This window comes from Saccharopolyspora dendranthemae, assembly GCF_007829955.1.
Lineage (GTDB): Bacteria > Actinomycetota > Actinomycetes > Mycobacteriales > Pseudonocardiaceae > Saccharopolyspora > Saccharopolyspora dendranthemae.
Window position 1 is genome coordinate 172,916 of the sequence record NZ_VIWX01000007.1, and the last position, 22,927, is coordinate 195,842.

At 69.1% G+C, this 22,927-nt stretch carries 20 protein-coding genes; 12 read left to right on the forward strand and 8 right to left on the reverse strand.

What is annotated here, in order from left to right; translation table 11 throughout:
- Positions 1 to 10: 10 nt before the first annotated feature.
- Positions 11 to 310 (reverse strand): DUF2530 domain-containing protein, encoded by a 300-nt coding sequence (locus tag FHU35_RS27505; protein ID WP_145745003.1) that lies wholly within the window; start codon positions 308 to 310, stop codon positions 11 to 13.
- Positions 311 to 372: 62 nt separating this feature from the next.
- Here FHU35_RS27505 and FHU35_RS27510 point away from each other — a divergent pair, with 62 nt between their 5' ends.
- From FHU35_RS27510 to FHU35_RS27520, 3 genes are all read left to right on the forward strand, one after another.
- Positions 373 to 1,839: an NCS2 family permease gene (locus tag FHU35_RS27510; RefSeq protein WP_145745005.1), complete on the forward strand. Its 1,467-nt coding sequence runs from the start codon at positions 373 to 375 to the stop codon at positions 1,837 to 1,839.
- A gap of 215 nt (positions 1,840 to 2,054) precedes the next feature.
- Complete coding sequence (locus FHU35_RS27515) at positions 2,055 to 2,489, forward strand: MarR family winged helix-turn-helix transcriptional regulator (RefSeq protein WP_145745007.1); 435 nt, start codon at positions 2,055 to 2,057, stop codon at positions 2,487 to 2,489.
- A gap of 10 nt (positions 2,490 to 2,499) precedes the next feature.
- Positions 2,500 to 3,849 (forward strand): MFS transporter, encoded by a 1,350-nt coding sequence (locus tag FHU35_RS27520; protein WP_425474193.1) that lies wholly within the window; start codon positions 2,500 to 2,502, stop codon positions 3,847 to 3,849.
- A 232-nt stretch (positions 3,850 to 4,081) separates the two neighbouring features.
- Here the strand turns inward: FHU35_RS27520 and FHU35_RS27525 are convergent, their stop codons facing one another.
- Positions 4,082 to 4,711 (reverse strand): superoxide dismutase, encoded by a 630-nt coding sequence (locus FHU35_RS27525; RefSeq protein ID WP_145745011.1) that lies wholly within the window; start codon positions 4,709 to 4,711, stop codon positions 4,082 to 4,084.
- 101 nt (positions 4,712 to 4,812) lie between these two features.
- Positions 4,813 to 6,309: a glutamate-cysteine ligase family protein gene (locus tag FHU35_RS27530; protein ID WP_145745013.1), complete on the reverse strand. Its 1,497-nt coding sequence runs from the start codon at positions 6,307 to 6,309 to the stop codon at positions 4,813 to 4,815.
- A 651-nt stretch (positions 6,310 to 6,960) separates the two neighbouring features.
- Here FHU35_RS27530 and FHU35_RS27535 point away from each other — a divergent pair.
- Both FHU35_RS27535 and FHU35_RS27540 read left to right on the forward strand, forming a co-directional pair.
- Positions 6,961 to 7,764 carry a TrmH family RNA methyltransferase gene (locus FHU35_RS27535; protein ID WP_425474189.1) on the forward strand — a complete coding sequence of 268 codons (804 nt, stop codon included), beginning with the start codon at positions 6,961 to 6,963 and terminating at the stop codon, positions 7,762 to 7,764.
- Complete coding sequence (locus FHU35_RS27540) at positions 7,764 to 8,360, forward strand: DUF2537 domain-containing protein (RefSeq protein ID WP_145745017.1); 597 nt, start codon at positions 7,764 to 7,766, stop codon at positions 8,358 to 8,360. Before FHU35_RS27535 ends, FHU35_RS27540 begins: the two co-directional genes overlap by 1 nt.
- Before the next feature lie 56 nt (positions 8,361 to 8,416).
- Here the strand turns inward: FHU35_RS27540 and sepH are convergent, their stop codons facing one another.
- The 4 genes from sepH to FHU35_RS27560 form a co-directional block, all read right to left on the reverse strand.
- Positions 8,417 to 9,352, reverse strand: coding sequence for a septation protein SepH (sepH, locus tag FHU35_RS27545; protein WP_145745018.1), 936 nt, complete (start codon positions 9,350 to 9,352; stop codon positions 8,417 to 8,419).
- A 283-nt stretch (positions 9,353 to 9,635) separates the two neighbouring features.
- A complete protein-coding gene (gene serC, locus FHU35_RS27550; RefSeq protein ID WP_145745020.1) occupies positions 9,636 to 10,778 on the reverse strand; it encodes a phosphoserine transaminase in 1,143 nt (380 codons plus the stop codon).
- Between the two features lie 225 nt (positions 10,779 to 11,003).
- The gene (locus FHU35_RS27555; RefSeq protein ID WP_145745022.1) at positions 11,004 to 11,963 is read right to left on the reverse strand and encodes an SEC-C domain-containing protein; all 960 of its coding nucleotides are present in this window, start codon (positions 11,961 to 11,963) and stop codon (positions 11,004 to 11,006) included.
- A gap of 55 nt (positions 11,964 to 12,018) precedes the next feature.
- On the reverse strand, positions 12,019 to 13,131 hold the full coding sequence (locus FHU35_RS27560; protein WP_246110614.1) for a citrate synthase 2: 1,113 nt from the start codon (positions 13,129 to 13,131) through the stop codon (positions 12,019 to 12,021).
- Positions 13,132 to 13,747: 616 nt separating this feature from the next.
- Here FHU35_RS27560 and pdxH point away from each other — a divergent pair.
- The 4 genes from pdxH to FHU35_RS27580 all read left to right on the forward strand — a co-directional run bounded on the left by pdxH (position 13,748) and on the right by FHU35_RS27580 (position 18,357).
- Complete coding sequence (pdxH, locus tag FHU35_RS27565; protein ID WP_145745026.1) at positions 13,748 to 14,401, forward strand: pyridoxamine 5'-phosphate oxidase; 654 nt, start codon at positions 13,748 to 13,750, stop codon at positions 14,399 to 14,401.
- Positions 14,402 to 14,562: 161 nt separating this feature from the next.
- Complete coding sequence (locus FHU35_RS27570) at positions 14,563 to 15,855, forward strand: MFS transporter (RefSeq protein WP_145745028.1); 1,293 nt, start codon at positions 14,563 to 14,565, stop codon at positions 15,853 to 15,855.
- Between the two features lie 107 nt (positions 15,856 to 15,962).
- Positions 15,963 to 17,357: an APC family permease gene (locus tag FHU35_RS27575; protein ID WP_145745030.1), complete on the forward strand. Its 1,395-nt coding sequence runs from the start codon at positions 15,963 to 15,965 to the stop codon at positions 17,355 to 17,357.
- A 73-nt stretch (positions 17,358 to 17,430) separates the two neighbouring features.
- Positions 17,431 to 18,357, forward strand: coding sequence for an aldose 1-epimerase family protein (locus tag FHU35_RS27580; RefSeq protein ID WP_145745032.1), 927 nt, complete (start codon positions 17,431 to 17,433; stop codon positions 18,355 to 18,357).
- A gap of 36 nt (positions 18,358 to 18,393) precedes the next feature.
- On the opposite strand, the gene FHU35_RS27585 is transcribed toward FHU35_RS27580, so the two are convergent.
- The gene (locus FHU35_RS27585) at positions 18,394 to 19,536 is read right to left on the reverse strand and encodes an acyl-CoA dehydrogenase family protein (protein WP_145745034.1); all 1,143 of its coding nucleotides are present in this window, start codon (positions 19,534 to 19,536) and stop codon (positions 18,394 to 18,396) included.
- A gap of 124 nt (positions 19,537 to 19,660) precedes the next feature.
- Here FHU35_RS27585 and FHU35_RS27590 point away from each other — a divergent pair, with 124 nt between their 5' ends.
- From FHU35_RS27590 to FHU35_RS27600, 3 genes are all read left to right on the forward strand, one after another.
- Complete coding sequence (locus FHU35_RS27590) at positions 19,661 to 20,281, forward strand: TetR/AcrR family transcriptional regulator (protein WP_145745037.1); 621 nt, start codon at positions 19,661 to 19,663, stop codon at positions 20,279 to 20,281.
- On the forward strand, positions 20,278 to 21,207 hold the full coding sequence (locus FHU35_RS27595) for a carbohydrate kinase family protein (protein WP_145745039.1): 930 nt from the start codon (positions 20,278 to 20,280) through the stop codon (positions 21,205 to 21,207). The genes FHU35_RS27590 and FHU35_RS27595 overlap by 4 nt, the downstream gene beginning before the upstream one ends.
- A 380-nt stretch (positions 21,208 to 21,587) precedes the next feature.
- Positions 21,588 to 22,892: a citrate synthase gene (locus FHU35_RS27600; protein WP_145745042.1), complete on the forward strand. Its 1,305-nt coding sequence runs from the start codon at positions 21,588 to 21,590 to the stop codon at positions 22,890 to 22,892.
- Positions 22,893 to 22,927 lie beyond the last annotated feature (35 nt).

The following is a 22,927-nucleotide window of genomic DNA, read 5'->3' on the forward strand; positions in this document are numbered from 1 at the left end:
TTCCGGGCGTTCAGGTGTCGAGGCCGGAGAGGCCCTGCCAAGACCCCCTGGACCCCCGGCGCGCGGCGTTGCGCTGCCAGCGGAAGACCCCGTAGCCGATGACGCCGAGCGCGGTGCCGGCGATGCAGGTGAAGAACTGAATGCCGACGGTGCCGTCGGCGAGGTCGTTCCAGCCGAACAGCACGACGCCGGCGAACCACAGCGCGGTCCCGATCAGCAGCACCGGCGTCGGGTCCGCGAGCCTGCGCGGCAGCGGGGGGACCGGTCGATGCGCTGCCTCGGAGGGGGCGGTTTCGCCGTCTTGTGCCACGTCAGGCAGGCTACTCCCGGTAGAACGGCCCGCGCACAGGCCACCGCGATTGGAAAGTTCGAATGGTGGAGAGAACCGAGAAGAAGTCTTCGCTGCTGGACCGGTACTTCAAGATCAGCGAGCGTGGATCCAGCCTGGGCCGGGAGGTTCGAGGTGGCCTGGTCACCTTCGTGACCGTCGCCTACATCATCGTGCTCAACCCGCTGATCCTCGGCAGCGATTCGCCGACCGACTCCGGCGCGAAGCACGACGTGGTGGGCAACATCCTGCCCATCCCGCAGGTCGCTGCGGCGACCGCGCTGGTCGCCGGTGTCATGACCATCCTGTTCGGACTGATCGCGAACTACCCGTTCGCCATCGCCACGGGCCTGGGCATCAACACCCTGCTGGCCGTGACGATCGCGCCGCAGGTGACCTGGCCGGAGGCCATGGGCCTGGTCGTGGTCGACGGCATCGTGATCCTGATCCTGGTCGCGACGGGGTTCCGCACCGCGGTGTTCAACGCCGTGCCCGCCGATCTCAAGGCCGCGATCGCGGTCGGCATCGGCATGTTCATCACCTTCGTCGGGCTGGTCGACTCCGGTTTCGTGCGCCGACTGCCGGACGCGGCGGACACGACCGTCCCGGTGGGCTTGGGCATCGACGGCTCGATCGGTTCGTGGCCGACCGCGGTGTTCGTCTTCGGCCTGGTGCTGACCTCGATCATGGTGGCCCGCAAGGTCCGCGGCGGAATCCTGATCAGCGTCGTGGTCACCACCGTCCTCTCGATCATCATCGAGTCGATCTTCCACGCCGGGTCGTCCAGCGATGCGGGCGAGACCGGCTGGAACCTGGGCTACCCGGCGCTGCCGGACCAGATCGCGGGTCTTCCGGACCTGTCGCTGGTGGGTGACATCTCGTTCGGGGCCTTCACGCGACTGCCCGCGCTGGCCGCGGCGATGCTGGTCTTCACGCTGGTGCTGGCGAACTTCTTCGACGCCATGGGCACGATGACCGGTCTCGGCAAGGAAGGCGACCTCACCGACAAGGAGGGGAACCTCCCCGGTATCGGCAAGGCGCTGGCCGTCGAGGGCCTGGGCGCGGTTGCCGGTGGTGTGGGATCGGCCAGCTCCAACACGGTGTTCGTGGAGTCGGCTTCCGGCATCGCCGAGGGCGCTCGCACCGGCCTGGCCAACGTGGTCACGGGTGCGCTGTTCCTGGCGGCGATGTTCCTGACCCCGCTGTACCAGGTGGTTCCGGTCGAGGCGGCCGCTCCGGCGCTGGTCGTCGTGGGCGCGATGATGCTGGCGCAGATCCGCCAGATCGACCTGTCGGACTTCACGACGGCGCTGCCGGCCTTCCTGACCATCGCGGTCATGCCCTTCACCTACTCGATCGCCAACGGCATCGGCGCGGGCTTCGTGAGCTACGTGCTGCTGCGGACGTTCACGGGCAAGGCCCGCGAGGTGCACCCGCTGATGTGGGTGGTGGCGGCGGCCTTCGTGCTGTACTTCGCCTCGGGCCCGCTGGGCAACTTGGTCGGTATCTGACCTGCGATTTCTGGAGAGGGGCGTTCGATTCCCGGAAGGGGAGGCGAGCGCCCCTCTTTCGCGTTCGGGGCCGGGATTGATGCAGACCAATTCGGGTCGGGCGTCTCCTTCATCCCAAATGCTCCCTGTCGGGCACCGGGCTGGTTAAGGTATGCCACCACTGGTCGAGAGATCAGTTTGTCCGAATTCCCGAGATAGTTTGGTAGACTAACGACGTGTCCGATATCGCGGAGCGCGAGCGCACCCTGGCAAGCCGGCTGCGGCTCGCCGTCGTTCGCCTGAACCGGCGGCTGCGCGCGCAGCGAGCCGACTCGGCTCTCACGCTGTCCCAGCTGTCCGCCCTCTCGTGCCTGCACAAGGCGGGGTCGATGACGCCCGGCGAACTGGCGGCGAAGGAAGGCGTTCAGCCACCATCGATGACCAGGGTCATCGCGGCGCTGGAGGACAACGGCCTGGTGGCTCGACGGGCTCACCCGACCGACGGCCGGCAGGCCATCGTCGAGGTGACCGAAGCCGGCCAGGCCCGGATCGAGGAAGAGGTCTCGATCCGGGAGCGCTGGCTCGACCAGCACCTCGCGGAACTGGACGACGACGAGCTGGCGGTGCTGTCGCGGGCCGCCGAGATCATCGACCGGTTGGCCAGTCGATGACGCAGGAGCGCTGAGAGGGGTACGCGGAAGCGTGGTTGACCAAGCTCGAAGGTCTGCGGAGAACGACGACGCAGAAGCCCCGGTCAACCACCGCACGTCATCCGCGGCGGACCGGGGCGCGGAACCCGGCGGAGGCATGTTTCGCTCGCTGCGCGAGCGCAACTACCGCTACTACGCGTCCGGTCAGGTCGTCTCGCTCACCGGCACCTGGATGCAGCGGGCCGCTCAGGACTGGCTCGTGCTCGAGCTCTCCGGTGGCAGCCCCGCCGCGCTCGGCGTGGCGGTCGCTCTGCAGTTCCTCCCGACGCTCGCGCTCACGCTGTGGGCCGGGGTGTTCGCCGACCGCTTCGACAAGCGCACGATCCTGATCGTCACGCAAACCGCCCTCGGGCTGTGCGGCTTCGCGCTGGGGACGCTCGACGTCACCGGGATCGCCGTCCTCTGGCACGTCTACGTGCTCTGCTTCGTGCTCGGGTGCTTCTCGGCGGTGGACGCGCCGGTGCGGCAGTCCTTCGTGGTGGAGATGGTCGGCCCCGCGCAGCTGACCAACGCCGTCGCGCTGAACTCGATGACCTTCAACCTGGCCCGCATCGTCGGGCCCGCGATCGCCGGACTGGCCATCACCGCCGTCGGCACCGGATGGGTGTTCCTGGCCAACGGGCTGAGCTCGGTGGCCGTGGTGGTCGGCCTGCTGCTGATGGACGCCGCCGCCTTGCACCGGCCGAGAGCGGCGGGCAAGGAGCGCGGCCAGCTCCGCGCGGGCCTGCGCTACGTGCGCGGGCGGCCGGACCTGGTCGTGGTGATGGTGCTGATGTTCTGCGTCGGTGCCTTCGGGATGAACTTCGAGAACACCTTCGCGGTGATGGCCCGCAACGTCTTCCACCGCGAGGCCGATGGCTACGGAATCCTCATCACCATGCTCGCGGTGGGCACGCTGACCGGCGCGACGCTGGCCGCCCGCCGCAGCGGCAAGCCCGGCTCGCGGCTGCGGCTGATGCTCCTCGGCGCGGGGGCGTTCGGGGCGTTGGAGGCGCTGGCAGGGCTGATGCCCGGCTACTGGATGTTCGCGGTGTGCCTGATCCCGGTCGGCATCGCGGTCATGACCTTCACCACCAGTGCGAACTCGACCGTGCAGTTGGCCGTGGACCCGACCATGCGAGGCCGGGTGATGGGCCTCTACATGCTGCTGTTCATGGGCGGCAAACCGCTCGGTGGTCTGGCCTCCGGCTGGCTCGCGGAGGTCCTCGGCCCGCGCTGGCCGCTCGTGCTCGGCGGTCTGCTCTCGCTCGCCGCTGCGGTGGGCGGTGCCCTGGCGCTGTCGCACCAGCGCAAGAGGGGGTTGATCCCGTCGCTAGGTTAGGCTAACCTAATACTCGTCCGCTTCGTGGTGGGAGCGGTAGTCAGTTCGGGAACAGATCGAGCCCCGGCCTCCTTCGGGAGACCGGGGCTCGATCATTACCGGCGGCAAGAACTTTGTCGGAGCACTCACCGCCGAGCCCGTGGTGTTCCAGCGGTCGCTTCGCCTGGCGCGCGCCGTCCGGAATCCGGGTGGACGCTTCGCGGCTGCGCCGCTCGCGCTCCCCTCGGGCCGGTCAGGCCGTGGGCAGGCGCAGGCCGTTGAGGCCCTTGCGGGCGTCGTCGAAGCGCCTGGAGACCTCGTCCCAGTTGACGACGTTCCACAGCTGCTTGACGTAGTCCGCCTTCACGTTCTTGTACTGCAGGTAGTACGCGTGCTCCCAGATGTCGAACACCAGCAGCGGAGTGGTGGTGATCGACAGGTTCGAGTGGTGGTCGCGCAGCTGCTGGGTGATCAGCCGCTGGCCGACCGGGTCCCACGCCAGCACGCCCCAGCCGTTGCCCTGGATCGTGGTCGAGACGGCTTCCATCTGCGCGCGGAACTTGTCGAACGAACCGAAGTCCTGATCTATGGCCGCGGCCAGCTCGCCCGTCGGCTTGTCGCCGCCGTTCGGGGACAGGATCTTCCACCACACCAGGTGCATCGAGTGACCTGCGAGGTTGAACGCCAGCGTGGTCTCCAGGCCGACGATCGAGGAGAAGTCGTTCTTGTCGCGGGCCTCGGCGATCTTGGCGATCGTGTCGTTCGCGCCCTTGACGTAGGTGGCGTGGTGCTTGCTGTGGTGCAGCTCGTTGATCTCACCGGAGATCGCCGGCTCCAACGCCGCGTAGTCGTAGTCCAACTCCGGCAGCACGTACTCGGGCACCGAAGTCTCCCTCCGTAGTCGACACCTTCTGGTTGTTGCCACCCTATGGCAATTGAATGGGTGTGGCCACAAGTGTCCCCGGTGGACGGCTTCCGAGGGGGTCAGCGTGTCGGCCAGCTGTGGACCGGGTGGCCGCCGTCCGCCAGCTCGATGTAGCGGCGCAGCATGGAGGACAGCGCGGTCTGGCGATCAGCGCCGTCGGCCTCCAGGTGGGCGACGACGTCCCGCTGCCACGTGGCGCCGTTCTGACGGGCCTGGCAGCGCTGCTCGACGACACCGAGGTACCGGGTGCGGGCCTCGTCGGAGACCCCGCACGCCCGCAGGCCCTCGTGAGCCATCGGCAGCAACCGGCGGAGGACCAGCTCGTCGGGTGTGACCCACCCCGAGCCCGGCCAGTAGAGGTGCGAGTCGAAACCGTGCCGGGCGCCCGCGTAGAAGTTCTCCTCCGCCGCGGCGAACGACATCTGCGTCCAGAGTGGACGGTCCTGTTCGGTCAGCGCCCGCTGCGCGCCGTAGAAGAACATCGCGTTGGCGACGATGTCGACGACGGACGGGCCCGCCGGCAGCACGCGGTTCTCGATCCTGAGGTGGGGGACTCCTTCCACCAGGTCGTAGACCGGGCGGTTCCAGCGCCAGATGGTTCCGTTGTGCAGGCGCAGCTCGTTGAGCTTCGGGGCTCGCCCGTTGTCCAGTGCGGCGACCGGGTCTTCCTCCTCCGGTTCCGGCAGCAGCGCGGGGAAGTAGCGAACGTTCTCCTCGAACAGGTCGAAGATCGAGGTGATCCACCGCTCGCCGAACCACACCCTGGGGCGCACGCCTTGGTTGCGCAGCTCCGTCGGCCGGGTGTCGGTGGCCTGCAGGAACAGCGGTACGCGCGTCTCGTGCCAGAGCGCCTTGCCCAGCAGGAAGGGCGAGTTCGCGCCGATCGCCACCTGCACCCCGGCCAAGCACTGCGCGGCGTTCCAGTGCGCGGCGAAGTCCTCCGGCGCCACCTGCAGGTGCAGCTGCACCGAGGTGCACGCCGACTCCGGCGCGATCGAATCCGCGTAGGACCGCAGCCGCTCGGGCCCCGCGTCCGCGAGCGGCACTCCCTCCATATCCAGCAGCATCTCCTCGCCGCGGGCCATGATGATCTGGTCGTTGAGCACCGAGTAGCGCGGGTTGCTGGTCAGCGTCGAGGGATCGAAGTGCAGGCTGCGCAGCGTCGGTAACGAGCCGATCATCGCGATCTTCGCGCCCGCGTCGTGAGCGCCGCCGTCGGCGCGTTGCAGCGCGGCCCTGACGCCTTCTTCGAGGCGCAGCGCGCTGTCACCCGCGAGCACCCTCGGTTCGACGTTGAGCTCGATGTTCTGCTGCCCGAGCTCGGTGGTGAAAATCAGTTCGCTGATTTTCTCCAGCACCACCGTGTTGTTCATCGACGGCTGCATGTGCTCGTCCACCAAGCACAATTCCATCTCCAGCCCCATCTGTTGATGGGGGAAGGAGAATTCGCCATCGGCGAGCATGCGGGCCAGTGCGTCGAGGCCGCGTTGCATCTTGTTCCGATAGAGTTGCCGATCAATCGGTTTGAAGGATCGATCGTCCACGTGCCGTCCCATGCCGTCTCCCCTTTATCGGCAGCACGTCAGCGCCCAGCGCTGGGTAAACCACCGTGACACATCCCCACCTGGTCAGCCAGCGGCCAATACGGTGTCAGCCGTCACCGCGCTGCGCGCGCACAACCGGAAGCGGCATTCAGCCTTTTCGATTCGGCTCAAGTGCGTCCAATTCGGCCGCCGGGAGCAGAGCCGCGCGCTGTTCGGTGTGGCGCGCACCGGCAATCGGGGCAATGGCGGTGCGAAGTGGGCGACAACCAGTCCAACGCGGTCCCGCGGGGTTCGGCATCACGCAGCGTCGCCCCCTCGTCTGTTGGGGCGAGAACTTTCCCACCGCATTCCTTCGAATCACGGCGAACGCTCCCGCGCGTTCGGAGCGGGAGGTCTGAACAAATCCTCGGCCGAATCCGAAATGGCACGTGAAGAAGCCCATTCCGCCCACACCCCCGAAGCTCGCCGAACGACGAAATGGAATCGCCCCCTCCACCAGCCGAATCCGCCCGCCACCCCGGCGAGCATGGGAACCTTCCTGTCACTCCGGCCGACGGCGAGACGAGGAGGGGAACCTTCCTGTCACCTTCGGACGACCCGGGGCGTGAGCATGGGAACCTTCCTGTCACCGCCGCCCGCGGCGCGGATGGGAGAATGCCGACCGTGGCGCAGAGGGTCGATATCAGCGACGTGGACGATCCGCGGGTCGACGACTTCCGCGATCTGTCCCGCGCGGACCGCCGTCCTGATCGGCCTGGCGGGCGCGGGCTGGTGATCGCCGAGGGCGTGGTGGTGGTCGAGCGATTGATCGCCTCCCGGTACCCGGTGCGGGCGTTGTTCGGGGTTCAGCGCCGGATCGAGGAGCTCGCCGAGGCCGCCGCTGGACTGAACGTGCCCGCCTACGTGGCCGACGCCGACGTGATGGCGAGGGTGGTGGGCTTCCACCTCAACCGCGGGGTGCTCGCGGTGGCCGACCGGGCACCGGTGGTCGATCCGGCAGATCTCGTCCAGCGGTCGCAGCGGCTGGCCGTGCTGGAGGGGATCGGTGACCACGAGAACCTCGGGGCGCTGTTCCGCAACGCCGCCGCGCTGGGCGTGGACGGGGTGCTCCTGAGCGCGGGGTGCTCGGATCCGCTCTACCGGCGCAGCGTGCGGGTGTCCATGGGACATGTGCTGCGGGTGCCCTTCGCGCACCTCGAGTCCTGGCCCGAAGATCTGAAACTGCTGCGCGACGAGGGCGTCCGCATCGCTGCGCTCACCCCGCGCGCGGAGGCGACGCCGCTCCGCGACGCCGGCCTGGACGAGGGCCGGGTCGCCGTGCTCCTCGGCTCGGAGGGGCCGGGGCTCACCGATGAAGCGATCGAGGCCGCCGATGTCGCGGTGCGCATCCCGATGGCCGAAGGGGTCGACTCGCTCAACGTTGCCACCGCCGGGGCCGTCACCTTCCACGCGCTGAGCGGGATCTGATGGACGCGGGCTGGGAATTGCACGCGCGGTCCGGGCGGGCCGTGCTGGCGCGCCCGGACGGGACCGAGCACGACCCCGCGCGGCTGCGGCTGCCCGAAGCCCTCGTGACCGCACTGCACGAGTGGGCGTCGGTGGCCGAACTGGTGCAGACCGGCGAGTCCGCGCAGACCGGTGAGATCGTGTCCCGGCGCGGCCGCCAGCTGGCGATGCGCCTGGCGGCGGAGACCGGCGGGCGCATCGGCTACGTCGACCCGTTCAGCGGTGAGCTCGCGCAGATCGGGCGTCCGCGCTCGGCGCAGGCGGTGCGGCGTCGGGGGAGGCCCATCGCACCGGTTCCTCCCACTCCGTGGGGGACGGGGCTGATGATCAGCGCGGTGATCGCGGCGATCGTCGCGATCACCCTCGTGGTCGTGTCCCAAGGCCTGGCGGACGTCAACGGCTTCCTCGCCGTGTTCGTCAACATCGCCATCGCCGCCGGGTTCGCGCCGTCAATCTGGCTGGGTCGGAACGTCCCCGTGTGGCGATGGGTCGCCTACGGCACGGCAGCGGGCCTGGTCGCCTCCTGGATCGCCGGGTTCCTCAGCACGCTGGGGTAGGAGAACGACGAACGGCCAGGCCCGTGGAGGCCTGGCCGTTCGTCGTTCTCAGCGGCTCAGCGGTGCGAGCGGACGCCCAGCAGCACGTCTTCCCACGAGGGGACGATCGGGTGGTTCTTGCGGGCGTTGCGCTTGGGTTCGGTCTTGGAGTCCTCCGCAGCCTCGGTCTCGGCCGTGACCGGTTCCTGGATCGGCTCCGGCGTCTCCAGGTCCAGCGTCGGCTCGGCAGGCTCCACCGGTTCCGGCTCCGGCGCTTCGACGCGCTGGAGCGTGGGTTCGGCGCGCGCCACCGGGGGCTCCGGCAGCATCGGCTCAGGCTCGGGCTCCACCTCGTCGGGAGCGCCCTGCTGGTCGAGCTGCAGCGCCTCGCGGGCCAGCTCGGTCACCGGGCGGACCGTGCGCAGCGGCCGGTTCGGCGACGGGTCGAGCAGGTCGACGGCGTGCTCGTCGAGCGAGGCGACGGTGCCGCCGTGAGCGCCCGGGTGGAACACCCAGTGCGCACCGTTCTCCGAGCGGCCGGCCTGCCAGGCCAGCTGCACGACCCACTTGTTGTCCTCGCCGCGCCAGGCGTCCCAGTTGGCTTCGGCGTAGTCGTGGCCGCGCATCCCGAAGGTGTGGGCGATGACCTCGCCGAGCGTCTGCACGTCGGGGCCGTCCTCGCGGACCGGGTGCGCGCGCTGCGCCATCTCCGCGATCTGCGCGCGCTCGAGCAGCACCGGGTAGGCGTAGCGCTCGATGCGGTGCTCGGGCAGGCCCGACGTGGCCGCTATTTGAGCGACGGACGCTCCGGAGCGGATGCGTGCTTGGATCTCGCGCGGCCGCATCTGCTGTTCCATCTCGATCTGCACCTGGCCCAGCCTGGTGAGGTCGCCGCGGGCAGCCGCGCGCAATCGCTCGTCAGCGGGCACGGTGAATCGCTCACCGTTCTCCGGGTCCTCGCAGATGACGGATTCACCGTCCTCGTCGAGCCCGACCACTCGCAGCGCTCGCATAACGCCAGCCTCCCGCCGACCTACATGTCACCAAGCTGTGACAGTAACCCGGCGCGCCGCCTTGACGCGGGAGGCACGCCGGGTATTCGTGTCGTTCGTTGGTCGCCCTGTCAGCTTCGATCTTGCCCTACGTGGACTGCGAGTGCGAATGAGTTGAACTACTCAACTCCTGCGAGTATCACTCGACGTGATCAACTTCGTCGCTGTTCGCGACCGTGAAAAGGCAACGGCCGCCAAGGAAACCCGCTGTTCACAGGGTTGCCTCGGCGGCCGCATACCGTGATCAGGACAACTTCGAAACCACCCAGTCGATGGACTTGGTCAGCTGGGTGATGTCGTCCGGCTCGATCGCCGGGAACATGCCGACGCGCAGCTGGTTGCGGCCCAGCTTGCGGTAGGGCTCGGTGTCGACGATGCCGTTGGCGCGCAGCGCCTTGGCGATCGCGGCGGCGTCGACGGAGTCGTCGAAGTCGATGGTGCCGACGACCTGCGACCGCTTCGCCGGGTTGGTGACGAACGGCGTGGCGAACTTCGAGTTCTCAGCCCAGGTGTACAGGCGCTGCGAGGACTCGCGGGTGCGCGAGTCGCACCAGGACAGACCGCCCTGGCTGTTCATCCAGTCGATCTGGTCGGCGAGCATGAACAGCGTCGCGACCGCGGGGGTGTTGTAGGTCTGGTCCTTGCGCGAGTTGTCCAGCGCGGTCGGCAGCGAGAGGAACTCCGGGACCCAGCGGTCCGAGGCGCCGATCTCGTTGATCCGCTCGATCGCGGCCGGGCTGAGCGCGGCCAGCCACAGCCCGCCGTCGGCGGCGAAGGACTTCTGCGGCGCGAAGTAGTAGACGTCCACGTCGGAGGGGTTGAACGCCAAGCCGCCCGCACCCGAGGTGGCGTCCACCGCGACCAGCGCGTTCTCCGAGCCCGCGGGGCGGGACGGCGGCAGCATGACGCCGGTGGAGGTCTCGTTGTGCGCCCAGCCGATCAGGTCGACGCTCGGGTCCGACACCGGGTCGGGGGCGTCGCCCGGGTCGGAGGAGACCACGATCGGCTCGCCGAGGAAGGGAGCCGTCTTCGCGGCCTTGGCGAACTTCGAGGAGAACTCGCCGTTGGACAGGTGCAGCGAGCGCTCGCGGATCAGGCCGAAGGTCGCGGCGTCCCAGAACGCGGTGGTACCGCCGACACCGAGCACGACCTCGTAGCCCTCGGGCAGCGAGAACAGCTCGCTCAGGCCCTCGCGAACGCGTCCGACCAGGGACTTCACCGGCTTCTGCCGGTGGGAGGTGCCCATCACCGAGGCGCCCTCGTCGGCCAGCCGGGCCAGCTGCTCCGGGCGCACCTTGGAAGGTCCGCAACCGAAGCGGCCGTCCGAGGGCTGGAGCTCGTCGGGCAGCTTCAAGGTGGTCGGGTCGGTGGTCTCGGCCTGCGTCATTCCGGCGCCTCCGGGCGTTGTTGTGGTGACTGTGCGGGGTGACCGGGAGAAGCCCGTCCCCGCGCGCCAGTGGCCAGGTCCGCCGGCGCCATTGCCGGCTCGGCTCAGCGTTGCAGCGGGGTTACCGCGCGGTGTCCGGCGGCCGCTGCCGCACCGCAACTTACTGCTGTTCGCCGTCCCGGCCAACCACACTGTGTCCGAGACGGCCCGTTCGAGGCGGATTGATCAGGCGAATCCGGGCGCTCCGCAGCATTTCTTGTACTTGCGTCCCGAATCACACCAGCAGGCGTCGTTCCGCCCGGGCGGCCAGGGCAGGTAGTTCCCTTTGTGCGCCTCTTCGAAGGCGTAGTCGTCCGGGGCTTCGATGCTGGAGTCCAGACGCTGGCCGTTGGCCCGGAGGTAGGCCTCCACGGCGTCCACGGTCGTGGGGACCAGGCAGGCGCCCTTGGTGACCGCGCCGAGCTCCTCCTCCACCTGGCGGCGGTAGGACTCGTGGGTCGCGCCCTCCTCCCACCACTCCGGGTGCTCGTGCGTCGAGCGGGCGAACTCCTCCGCGGTCCACAGCGGTACCGCGTAGTGCCTGAGCATGAGGTTCCCGTCGGCGTCCACCAGACCGTCGAGGTCGCCCCCGTCACCGGACAGCTGCTGGATCCCGTCGCTCACCTCCTGGTTGTACTCGACGCACTGGTCCAGGAACTCGTCCAGCGCGTCGGCGGGAAGGTTCGCATCGCTCCTGGCCCGCTTGCGCTCCAGGAGGAGGTCGTAGCCCTGGTCGGTCGCGTCCAGCGGCTCGTCGAGCGAGGGGACGATGTGGTTGGCGCCCGCGTTGAGCCAGCGCAGCCCCTCGGAGGCCCGGCCGATCGCGGCGTAGCCGGCGTGGACGTCCATGTAGGTCATGGCCACCTCGCTCGGCTTCCGCCGCAGCTCGTCCAGCAGCGGCGTCGCCTCCTCGGCGCGTCCGTGGGTGAGCAGGTACGCGATGTAGGCGCCGCGTCCGCTCAGCGGGCCCGAGTCGTCATCCGCCTCGAAGGCCCTGGTCACGGCCGAGAGCTCGCGCTCGTGGTCGTCGGCCAAGTGCCACTGGCCGGAGGCGTCGACCAGCTCTGCGCACGGGTTGTCGCTGCCCGCGGCGTCCTCCTCGAGAGCCGCGGCGTACTGGGCGTGCAACTTCGCCGAATCGGTCACGCGCGCAAAAATATCCTCCGGTGGGCCGGCCGTCCGGCCGACCCACCTCGAGGACTCACACGGGGGCGATGATCTGCGTGACGGTGTCCCAGCCGGTCACGTCCTGCGGCGAGCGCGGGGCGGGACCGATGTACTGAGCCGACGGCCGGACGAGGCGACCGGTCTGCTTCTGCTCCAGGACGTGCGCCGACCAGCCCGCGAGCCGGGCCGCGGTGAACATCGAGGGCATCATCGCCGGCGCGACCGCCGCGAAGTCCAGGATCACGGCGGCCCAGAACTCCACGTTCGTCTCGATCTGGCGGTCAGGCCGCCTCTCGCGCAGCTCGGCCAGCGCGGCCTGCTCCAGCTCGCGGGCGACCTCGAAGCGAGGGGCCTTCAGCTGGTCGCAGGTGTTGCGCAGGACCCGGGCGCGCGGGTCCTCGGCGCGGTAGACGCGGTGGCCGAAGCCCATCAGCCGGTCGCCGCGGTCGAGGATGTCGGCCACCACGCGACGGGCGTCGCCGGTGCGCTCGACCTCTTCGATCATCGGCAGCACCCGGGCCGGGGCGCCGCCGTGCAGCGGGCCGGACATCGCGCCGACCGCGCCCGACAGGCAGGCGCCCACGTCAGCGCCGGTGGAGGCGATGACCCGGGAGGTGAAGGTGGAGGCGTTCAGACCGTGCTCGGCGGCCGAGGTCCAGTAGGCGTCGAGGGCCTGCACATGAGCCGGGTCCGGTTCGCCGCGCCACCGGGTGAGGAACTGCTCGGTGGTGGTCGTGGCCTCCGCGATGCGGGCGTGCGGGACGGCAGGCTGGTCGCCGCGCGCGGACTGCGCGATGTAGGACAGGCCGAGCGAGCAGGCTCGGGCGAGCTGCTGGCGCACCTGGTCGGCCTCGATGTCCAGAACCGGCTGGAAGCCGAAGGCGGGTGCGGTCATGGCCAGTGCGGCCTGCGCGTCCGCCCGCACATCGCCGGTGCGGACCGGAAGGGGGACGTCCTCGGCGAGCGGCAGTCCGCCGCCGAACTGCCCATCAACCAGCAGCGTCCAGACGTCACCGAAGGAGACCGTGCCCACCAGGTCCTCGATGTCCACGCCTCGGTAGCGCAGCGCGCCACCGTCGCGGTCGGGTTCGGCGATTTCGGTCTGGAAGGCGACGACGCCTTCCAACCCGGGACGGAATTCGCTCATAGCTGCCTCGTCTCCTGGTCGTAGGGATGGTGCGCGCGTGCGCATGGCTGGCGACGTGGCGGGGTTTGAGCCAACACTGCACCCGGGGAGGAAGAAGTAGCAATGGAGGCCCGATGGGAAATAATTCCAGGATGAGTTGACCCGCGGTGAATGGAACCTTTTGCTCTCGCGTGAAAAATTCCGGAAAAATTGCCGTTCCGCAACTCGGGCATCCGGACCAATCGGACGTTGGACGCGTGCTGAGGGCCCGGCGGTCCAGGTCGGGAGGCCCGCGGGCCGCTCTCGGGTCCCGCGGCAGCTCTACCGAAGACCTCCCACCACGGGGGCGTCAAGGGTGCCGCCGCAGCGGCTCGGGTGAGCGAAAGGTTCCCTTGCTCTCACCGCAGCGCAACGCCTGTCCGGGTGATGAAGGGCTGATGTGGGAACGATCACTGCATCGGTTGCGGAATCGATCGTGACCTATCGTCGATTCGGCTCCTGTTCCGATCCCGTTTACCGTCATAGCGAATGACTGACGTCGCGCGCGTCGGTCTCGTCCAACCCGTACCGTCCGGCGCTGAGCCGGAATGCCGAAGTCGAGTCGTGCCGTTCGCCGGACGAGTCAGGGAGGAAGAGGATGTCGGAGGCCAACGTCGCGTTGCCGTCCATGCGTGTTTCCTACGAAGCCGGTGCTCTGCACGAGGACTCGCTCGCCGGCACCTGGCACGAGCAGCTGCAGCTGTGGTTCGACGAGGCCGTCGCGGCCGAACTGGTCGAGCCCAACGCGATGGTGCTGGCCACCGCCGATCCCGACGGCTTCCCGTCTTCGCGGACCGTGCTGTGCAAGGGGTTCGACGAGCGCGGCGTGGTGTTCTTCACCAACTACACGTCCAACAAGAGCCACGACCTGAAGTCGACTCGCGTTGCGGCCGCGACGTTCCCGTGGCTGGGCATGCAGCGCCAGGTCAACGTGCGCGGCGAGGTCGAGAAGGTCAGCTCGTCGGAGACCACCGAGTACTGGGGCGAGCGTCCGCGCGGTTCCCAGCTCGGGGCGTGGGCCTCACCGCAGTCGCGGGTGGTCAACGGTCGTGAGGCGCTGGAGAACTCGCTCAACGGCATCGAGCGCCGCTTCGGGGAGGCCGAGAAGGTCCCGGTTCCGCCGCACTGGGGCGGCTGGCGGATCCGTCCCGACTTCGTCGAGTTCTGGCAGGGTCGTCCCGACCGCCTCCACGACCGGCTCCGCTTCCGCCGGACCGACGACACGTGGGCGGTCGAGCGCCTCGCACCGTGACGAGCGCCCGGCGCTCCTCTCGACCCCTCAGCGGCTCTTCGGCTCCGGCCGGAGAGCCGCTGAGTCGCTCGTGGGTGACGCGGAGCCCGGCGTAGAGCTCCATCACACGGGCGGAAAACCGGTGGTCCCTTAGTTTCGCGAAGGACTACGCTGCTGCTCTCGTGCGGCAGAACAGCGGAACCCTCCCTCGGCGCAGCGTCAGAGCGCTGTTCAGCAAGGTCCTCATCGACACCCGGCCGCTGCAGTACCCGGCCTACCGCCGGCTGTGGGTGTCCAACATCGTCACCGCCGTCGGTGCGCAGTTCTCCGCCGTCGCCGTCCCCAAGCAGCTCTTCGACATCACCGGTTCCTCGTTCTACGTCGGACTGGCGGGCATCTTCGGCCTGGTCCCGCTGCTGGTGTTCGGCCTGTGGGGCGGGGCGATCGCCGATGCCGTGGACCGCCGCAAGCTGCTCATCGTCACCAACGGCGGGCTCGCGGGAACCTCCGTCCTGCTGTGGCTGGCCGCCTCCTCCGGCGTCAGATCGGTGTGGCTGGTCCTGGTGCTCTTCGCGCTGCAGCAGACCTTCTTCGCGGTCAACTCGCCGACCCGAGGCGCGGCCATCGCGAGGTTGATCCCCACCCACCTGCTGCCGTCGGCGCAGGCACTGGGGGCCACCGTCTTCCAGCTCGGCTCGATCGTCGGACCGCTGCTGGCCGGCGTCCTGCTCCCCGTGCTCGGGCTGTCCGTGCTGTACCTGGTGGATGCGATCGCGCTGTGCCTCGCGCTGGTCGCGGTGTTCCGACTCCCCGCTCTGCCGCCGCAGGACGGCGCTCCGAAGAAGGCCGGCCTCCGCTCGGTGCTCGACGGTTTCCGCTACCTGGGCCTGCACGCGGTGCTGCTGGCGTCGTTCCTGCTGGACATCATCGCGATGGTCTTCGGCATGCCGCGCGCGCTGTTCCCGGAGATGGCCGAGCGCACCTTCGGCGATCCGCCCGGTGGCGGTGCCGCGCTCGGGTGGCTGTACGCGGCGATCCCGCTGGGCGCCTTCTTCTTCGGGCTGTTCTCCGGCTGGTTGCACCGGATGGTGCGGCACGGCGTCGGAGTGACGGTCGCCGTGATGGCCTGGGGCGTGGCGATCATCGGTTTCGGCTTCGCGGACTCGCTGTGGCTGGCGGTGCTGTTCCTGGCGCTCGGAGGCGGAGCCGACCTGATCAGCATGGTGTACCGGAGTTCGATCTTGCAGGCGGCGGCCACCGACGAGATGCGCGGTCGGATCCAGGGCGTGTTCACCGTCGTGGTCGCGGGGGGCCCGCGGCTCGCCGACACCCTGCACGGTCTGGCCGGTGCCTACGCGGGCACCCGGGCGGCCGTGATGATCGGCGGAGTGCTGGTCGTGGTCGCCGCCGCGCTGTCCGCAGCGTGCCTGCCCGCGTTCTGGAAGTACCGGGCGCCCACCGGTGACGACGCGTGAGCTGACCTGCGCGGAAAGTGCCGTTCACGCTTGCGCCAGTCGTCGGAGCACGTTTCGACCAGGGGCGGGAAGACAAGCCTCGGAGCCACCCTGCACACTTCTCCGTTATGGCCAACGAAACGACCGTTAATGCGCCCGGCGGTGCGCACGAGCCTGGCCTCAAGAAGGTGATGGGCCCGAAACTGCTGCTCTTCTTCGTGGTGGGAGACATCCTCGGGACCACGATCTATTCGTTGACCGGCAAGGTCGCGGGCAAGGTCGGCGGAGCGCTCTGGGTTCCGTTCCTGGTCGCTTTCGTGGTCGCCTTCCTGACCGCGTTCAGCTACCTCGAGCTGGTCGGCAAGTACCCCAGGGCCGGTGGCGCGCCGCTCTACGTGCACAAGGCCTTCGGCATCCACTTCGTGACCTTCCTGATCGCCTTCGCGGTGATGTGCTCGGGCATCACCTCGGCCGCTTCCGCAGCGCAGGCGTTCAGCGGTGACTACCTGACGGCCATCTTCGGCGACGGCATCGAGTCCTACTCGTGGCTGGTCGCGCTCGGCTTCCTGCTGATGCTCGCGGCGATCAACTTCCGCGGCGTCGGCGAGTCGGTGAAGATGAACGTCGTCCTGACCTTCGTGGAGCTGTCCGGTCTCGCGATCGTGATCGTGTTCGGCCTGATCGCGATCTTCGGCGGGAGCCACAGCGCCGACATCGCCCCGGACCCCAGCAGGCTGACGCAGTTCGACGCCGACACCTCGCCGCTGCTGGCGGTCACCTCGGCCACCGCGCTCGCGTTCTTCGCGATGGTCGGCTTCGAGGACTCGGTCAACATGGCCGAGGAGACCAAGGACCCCGCGAAGAACTTCCCGCGCGCCCTGCTGCTGGGGATGGTCATCACCGCGGTGATCTACCTGGTCATCGCGCTGATCACCTCGACGCTGGTGCCCACCAACGAGCTCGCGGAGTCCGACGGCCCGCTGCTGCTGGTGGTCCAGGCCGCTGCACCGTGGTTCCCGCCGATCCTGTTCTCGCTGATCGCGCTGTTCGCGGTCACCAACACCGCGCTGATCAACATGCTGATGGCCAGCCGGCTGGTCTACGGCATGGCCAACGAGGGCGTCGTGCCCGGCGTGTTCGGCAAGGTGCACCGCGGACGTCGCACCCCGTGGGTGTCGATCCTGTTCACCAGCGTCATCGCGATCCTGCTGGTGAGCTCGCTGGAGATCTCCGACCTGGGCAGCACCACGTCTCTGCTGCTGCTCGTGGTGTTCGCGGTCGTCAACGTCGCGGTCCTGGTGCTGCGCAAGGACAAGGTCGAGCACGACCACTTCCGGGCCCCCACCTGGGTTCCGGTGCTCGGCGCGCTGTCCTGCGCGTTCTTCGCCAGCCCGCTGTCCGGGCGGCCGGGCACGGAGTACGTCATCGCCGGAATCCTGCTGGGCATCGGCGTGATCTTCTGGCTGATCAACTACTTCGTGAAGGGCAAGACGGACTTCGAGGCCGAAGCCCTCTCCAAGTAGTTTCCCCGTCGCAGGAGGCGGTCCGGTCGCGATTCGCGGTGACCGGGCCGCCTCCTGGTCGTAGAGTGGCGGCGTGCATGATCCTCTTCCCGCCACCGGACGGCAGTTCGAGATCACCTCGGGGACCGCGAAGGCGGTCATCACCGAGTTCGGTGCCGTTCTGCGCGACTTCTCCGTCGACGGCGTGCCGCACGTCGAGACCTTCGATGCCGACCGCCTCCCGCCGTCCGCCGCGGGCAACGTGCTGGTCCCGTGGCCGAACCGGGTCGCGGGCGGGCGCTGGGCCCTCGACGGTGAACAGCAGCAGCTGGCCCTGACCGAGCCCGACCGCGACAACGCCATCCACGGTCTGCTGCGCCACGCGCCGTGGTCGATCGTCGAGCACACCGACTCCGCCGTGGTGCTGCAGGCGACCGTCTCACCGCGCCCGGGCTGGCCGGTGCCGCTGCTGACCTCGATCGGTTACGCCGTGGACGGTGACGGCCTCACCGTGACCCACACCGTGGAGAACCTGGGTGGGCGTGCGGTTCCCTTCGGTGTCGGAGTGCACCCGTACCCGCGCGCGGGCAACGTCGAGACCGACGACTGCACGCTGCGGCTGGCCGCCTCCACGGTGCTGCCGGTGGACGCCGACCGGCTGCTGCCCGTCCGGCCACCGCGGGCGCTGCAGGGCGATGAATCCGACTTCCGCACCGGCCGTCGCCTCGCGGGCGTCTGGCTCGACACGGCCTTCGGCGGCGCGGTCCCGGCTCCGGACGACCCCGCGGGCCTGGTCCGGCACTCGCTGACCGACCCCGATGGCCACGGCATCCAGCTCTGGGCGGACCCGGTCTTCAAGTGGGTCCAGGTCTACACGGCGGAGGAGTTCCCCGGGCGGGGCCGGGCGATCGCCATCGAACCGATGACCTGCCCGCCGGACGCCCTCAACTCCGGAACGGACCTCCTCACCCTCCAGCCCGGCGAGGCGTGGACGGCCCACTGGGGTCTCAAGCCCCTCTGACCTGCGACGTCTTGCGGGCGGGCAGCCGCAGCGCTCTCAGGCCTGGGTGAGGTGGCGGGCGATGACCAGGCGCTGGATCTGGTTGGTGCCCTCGAAGATCTGCAGGACCTTGGCCTCGCGCATGTAGCGCTCCGCGGGGAAGTCGCGGGTGTACCCGGCGCCGCCGAGGACCTGGACCGCGTCGGTGGTGACCTTCATGGCGGCATCGGTGGCCACCAGCTTCGCCACCGACGCCTGCTCCCCGAAAGGACGGCCGGCGTCGCGGCGGCGCGCTCCGTCGAGGTACATCGCGCGCGCCGAGTGGACGGCCGCGGCCATGTCGGCCAGCAGGAACTCGATCCCCTGGAACTCGATGATCGGCTGGCCGAACTGCGTGCGCTGCTGCGCGTAGTCGACCGCGAGGTCCAGGGCTGCCTGGGCCAGTCCCACCGCGCAGGCGGCGATGCCCAGGCGACCGGAGTCGAGCGCGCACAGCGCGATCTTGAGGCCGTCGCCCTCCTCGCCGATGAGCCGGTCGGCCGGGACGTGCGCGTCCTCGAGGTACAGCGGGGTCGTGGGCGACCCGGTGAGTCCCATCTTGTGCTCGGGCGGCCCCGCGGTGAGACCCGAGGTGGTCGAGTCCGCCAGCAGGCAGCTGATGCCGCGCGCTCCCTCGCCGGTGCGCGCCATCAGCGTGTAGAAGTCGGCCTCGCTGCCGTGGGTGGTCCAGGCCTTCTGCCCGTTGATCACGTACTCGTCGCCGGTTCGCTCCGCGCGGGTGCTCAGGGCGGCCGCGTCGGAGCCGGCGTGCGGCTCGGACAACGCGTAGGCGCCGAGCAACGAGCCGCCGATCATCTCCGGGAGCAGGCGTTCCCGCTGCGCAGCGGTGCCGAAGGTGGCCAGCGGGAAGCAGCTCATGGTGTGCACCGACAGGCTCACGCCGACCGTCATCCAGGCGCTGCTGATCTCCTCCAGCACCTGCAGGTACACCTCGTAGGGCTGAGCTCCGCCGCCGTGCTCCTCGGGGTAGGGGAGGCCGAGCAGTCCGGAGTGACCGAGCAGGTGGAACGCGTCGCGCGGGAACTTCGCGGCGGCCTCGTCCTCGGCGGCGCGGCCGGCGAGCTCGTCGCGGGCGATCTCGCGGGTCAGCGCGAGCAGATCTGCGGCTTCCTCGGTCGGAAGCAGACGGTCAACGGTCATGGCGCGCTCCCACGTCCAGTGTGCGTAGCGGTGAGTCGTACTGCAAACAGTACTGTAGGCGGTACTGCAGTACTGTGAACAGAGCTGCTCGGAGGTTTCCGCTTCCTGTGGCAGGCTTCTCCCGATGAGCACCTCCCGAGCCGAGCGGACGCTGAACCCGAGGCGGGCCGACCTCCTGGGCCGGCTGCGCGATCTGTTCCTGGCGGAGGGGTTCGCCCACCTCACGCTCGACGACCTGGCAGGCAGGCTGCACTGCTCGAAGTCGACCCTCTACACGCTCGCCGGGAGCAAGGAGCAGCTCGCGGTCCGCGTCGTGGCGCACTACTTCAAGAACGCCACCGAGGACATCGAGCGCCGGACGCAGGCCGCCGACGACGCGCGGGAGAAGGTGCGCGCCTACCTCGACGCCGCCGCCGAGGCGCTGCGGCCGGCCTCGCGGGAGTTCATCAACGACATGGCCGCCAACCTCGCGACCCGCGCCACCTACGAGGCCAACGCCCACGCCGCCGCGGACCGGTTGCGCGGGTTCATCGCCGAGGGCGTGCGGCAAGGGGTGTTCCGCGAGGTGCACGCGGGTTTCGTCGGCGAGATGGTCGGCCGCACCATCGCCGGCATCCAGCGCGGCGAGGTCGGCGAGCGCACGGGGCTGTCCGACGCCGCCGCCTTCTCCGCGCTGTCGCAGTTCCTGCTGGGTGGGCTCACCCAGGATGAGAAGTCCAATTCGGACACAGTGGAGGAAAATTGATCGTCATCGGCGGTGAGGCCCTGGTCGACCTCGTGCCGGATTCGTCCACCCCGGACGGAGAGCTCGGCCCGCTGCACCCGTTGCTCGGCGGTGGCCCGTACAACGTGGCCATCGCGCTGGGCAGGCTCGGCGCCCCCACCGCGTTCTACGCGAAGCTGTCGACGGACCAGTTCGGCGACCGCATGGTGCAGCGGCTGAGCGAGTCCGAAGTGGACACGTCGCTGGTCCAGCGCGGGCCGGAGCCCACGACGCTGGCGGTGGTCGGCCTGGAGGCCAACGGCTCGGCGCGCTACAGCTTCCACACCGAGGGCACCGCAGCGCGTTTCGTCTCCGACCAGCCGCTCCCCGCGGACACCGCGGCGTTGTGCCTGGGCACGCTCGGCATGGTGCTCGAACCCGGTGCCAGCACCTACGAGAAGGCGCTGTTCCGCGAGGCCGAGCGCGGCGTGTTCATCGCGCTGGACCCGAACATCCGCGCCGACCTCATCGCCGACCCCGACGCCTACCGCGACCGCTTCGCCTCCTGGCTCCCCGCGGTCGGGTTGCTCAAGGTCTCCGACGATGACGCCGAATGGCTCGCCCCAGGACGCGACGTGGTCGAGGTGGCCCGCGAGTGGCAGTCGCGCGGTCCGGCCGCGGTGGTGCTGACCAGGGGCGGAGACGGGATCACCGCCGTCACCGCCGACGGCGAGGTGACCGTGCCCAGCCGCGAGGTCCAGGTCGCCGACACCATCGGCGCGGGGGACACCGTGCAGGCGGCGCTGCTGGCCTGGCTGCACCGCAACGACGCGTTGTCGCCGGAGAAGGTTCGCGCTCTCGACCCGCAGCAGTGGGAGCAGGCGCTGGCATTCGCCGCGGCAGCGGCCGCGGTCACCGTGTCGCGTCCGGGAGCCGAGCCGCCGTGGTCTTCGGAGCTGGACACGTGAGCCACATCCATCCGGTGGGGGCTGAACACGCCCCGTGAGCTCAACCGCCTGACTGCGAAAGAAGGAATCCGGATTAGACCGATCGGATTTCACTCGTGGTCACGATGGTGGTGCCGGACAGTGGCGGAGCGTCGATATTGGCGCTCCGCCGACCGGCAAGTGTGATGTGATCGTGGTCCCACCTGCAAAAAAGAGGAAACGCGATTGCTGCGCGGGGGCCCTCTTGCGGTCTAGCGTGACTACTGACAGGACCCCAACGGGGTGGTGCTGCGACGGTTCGGACACCCCGACCCGGAGCGCGGGCGACACGAAGCCCTGCCGCTTGGCTGGCAATCGCGGTCGTCACCACGCCCCCCTTGACGAGCGCGAGAGGTTCCCGAATGCCCGACGACGTGACCGCCAAACGTACCGTCGCGCTGCGCTATGACGCCGGCGAGCACGAAATGCAGGTGACGCAACCCACCGAAGGTTCGCCCGGTGTCGACCTCGGCAAGCTGCTGTCCCAAACCGGTTTGGTGACGTTGGATCCGGGTTTCGTCAACACCGCAGCCTGCAACTCCGACATCACCTACATCGACGGCGACGCCGGAATCCTCCGGTACCGCGGCTACCCCATCGAGGAGCTCGCGGCGAAGTCGAACTTCATCGAGGTCAGCTACCTGCTGATCTACGGTGAGCTGCCGACCCAGCAGGAGCACGACGAGTTCTCCGAGCGCATCCGCCGGCACACCCTGCTGCACGAAGACCTCAAGCAGTTCTTCGACGGCTTCCCGCGCGACGCGCACCCGATGCCGGTGCTGTCGTCGGCGGTTTCGGCGCTGTCGACCTTCTACCAGGACAGCCTCAACCCGTTCGACAAGGACCAGGTCGAGCTGTCCACCGTGCGCCTGCTGGCGAAGCTGCCCACGATCGCGGCTTACGCCTACAAGAAGTCGGTCGGCCAGCCGTTCCTGTACCCGGACAACTCGCTGGGCCTGGTGGAGAACTTCCTCCGGATGACCTTCGGATTCCCCGCCGAGCCCTACGAGGTCGACCCCACCCTGGCCCGCGCGCTGGACCTGCTGTTCATCCTGCACGCCGACCACGAGCAGAACTGCTCGACCTCGACGGTCCGGATGGTCGGCTCGTCCGAGGCGAACATGTTCGCCAGCGTCTCGGCCGGCATCAACGCCCTGTTCGGCCCGCTGCACGGCGGCGCGAACAGCGCGGTGCTGGAGATGCTGGAAGGCATCAAGAACAACGGCGGCGACGTCGACGCGTTCGTCGAGCGCGTGAAGAACAAGGAGCCCGGCGTTCGCCTGATGGGCTTCGGGCACCGGGTCTACAAGAACTACGACCCGCGCGCGGCGATCGTCAAGAAGACCGCCGACGAGGTGCTGTCCAAGCTGGGCGCCAACGACCCGCTGCTGGACATCGCGCTGCGGCTGGAAGAGCGGGCGCTGTCCGACGACTACTTCGTCTCGCGCAAGCTCTACCCGAACGTGGACTTCTACACCGGCCTCATCTACAAGGCGATGGGCTTCCCGACGAAGTTCTTCACCGTGCTGTTCGCGCTCGGCCGGCTTCCCGGCTGGATCGCGCACTGGCGCGAGATGATCGAGGACCCGGCTCGCAAGATCAGCCGTCCGCGCCAGGTCTACACCGGTGCGCCGGAGCGCTCCTACAAGCCGATGGACCAGCGCTGATCTGAATCGTTACCTGAATCAAGTCGGTGGCCACG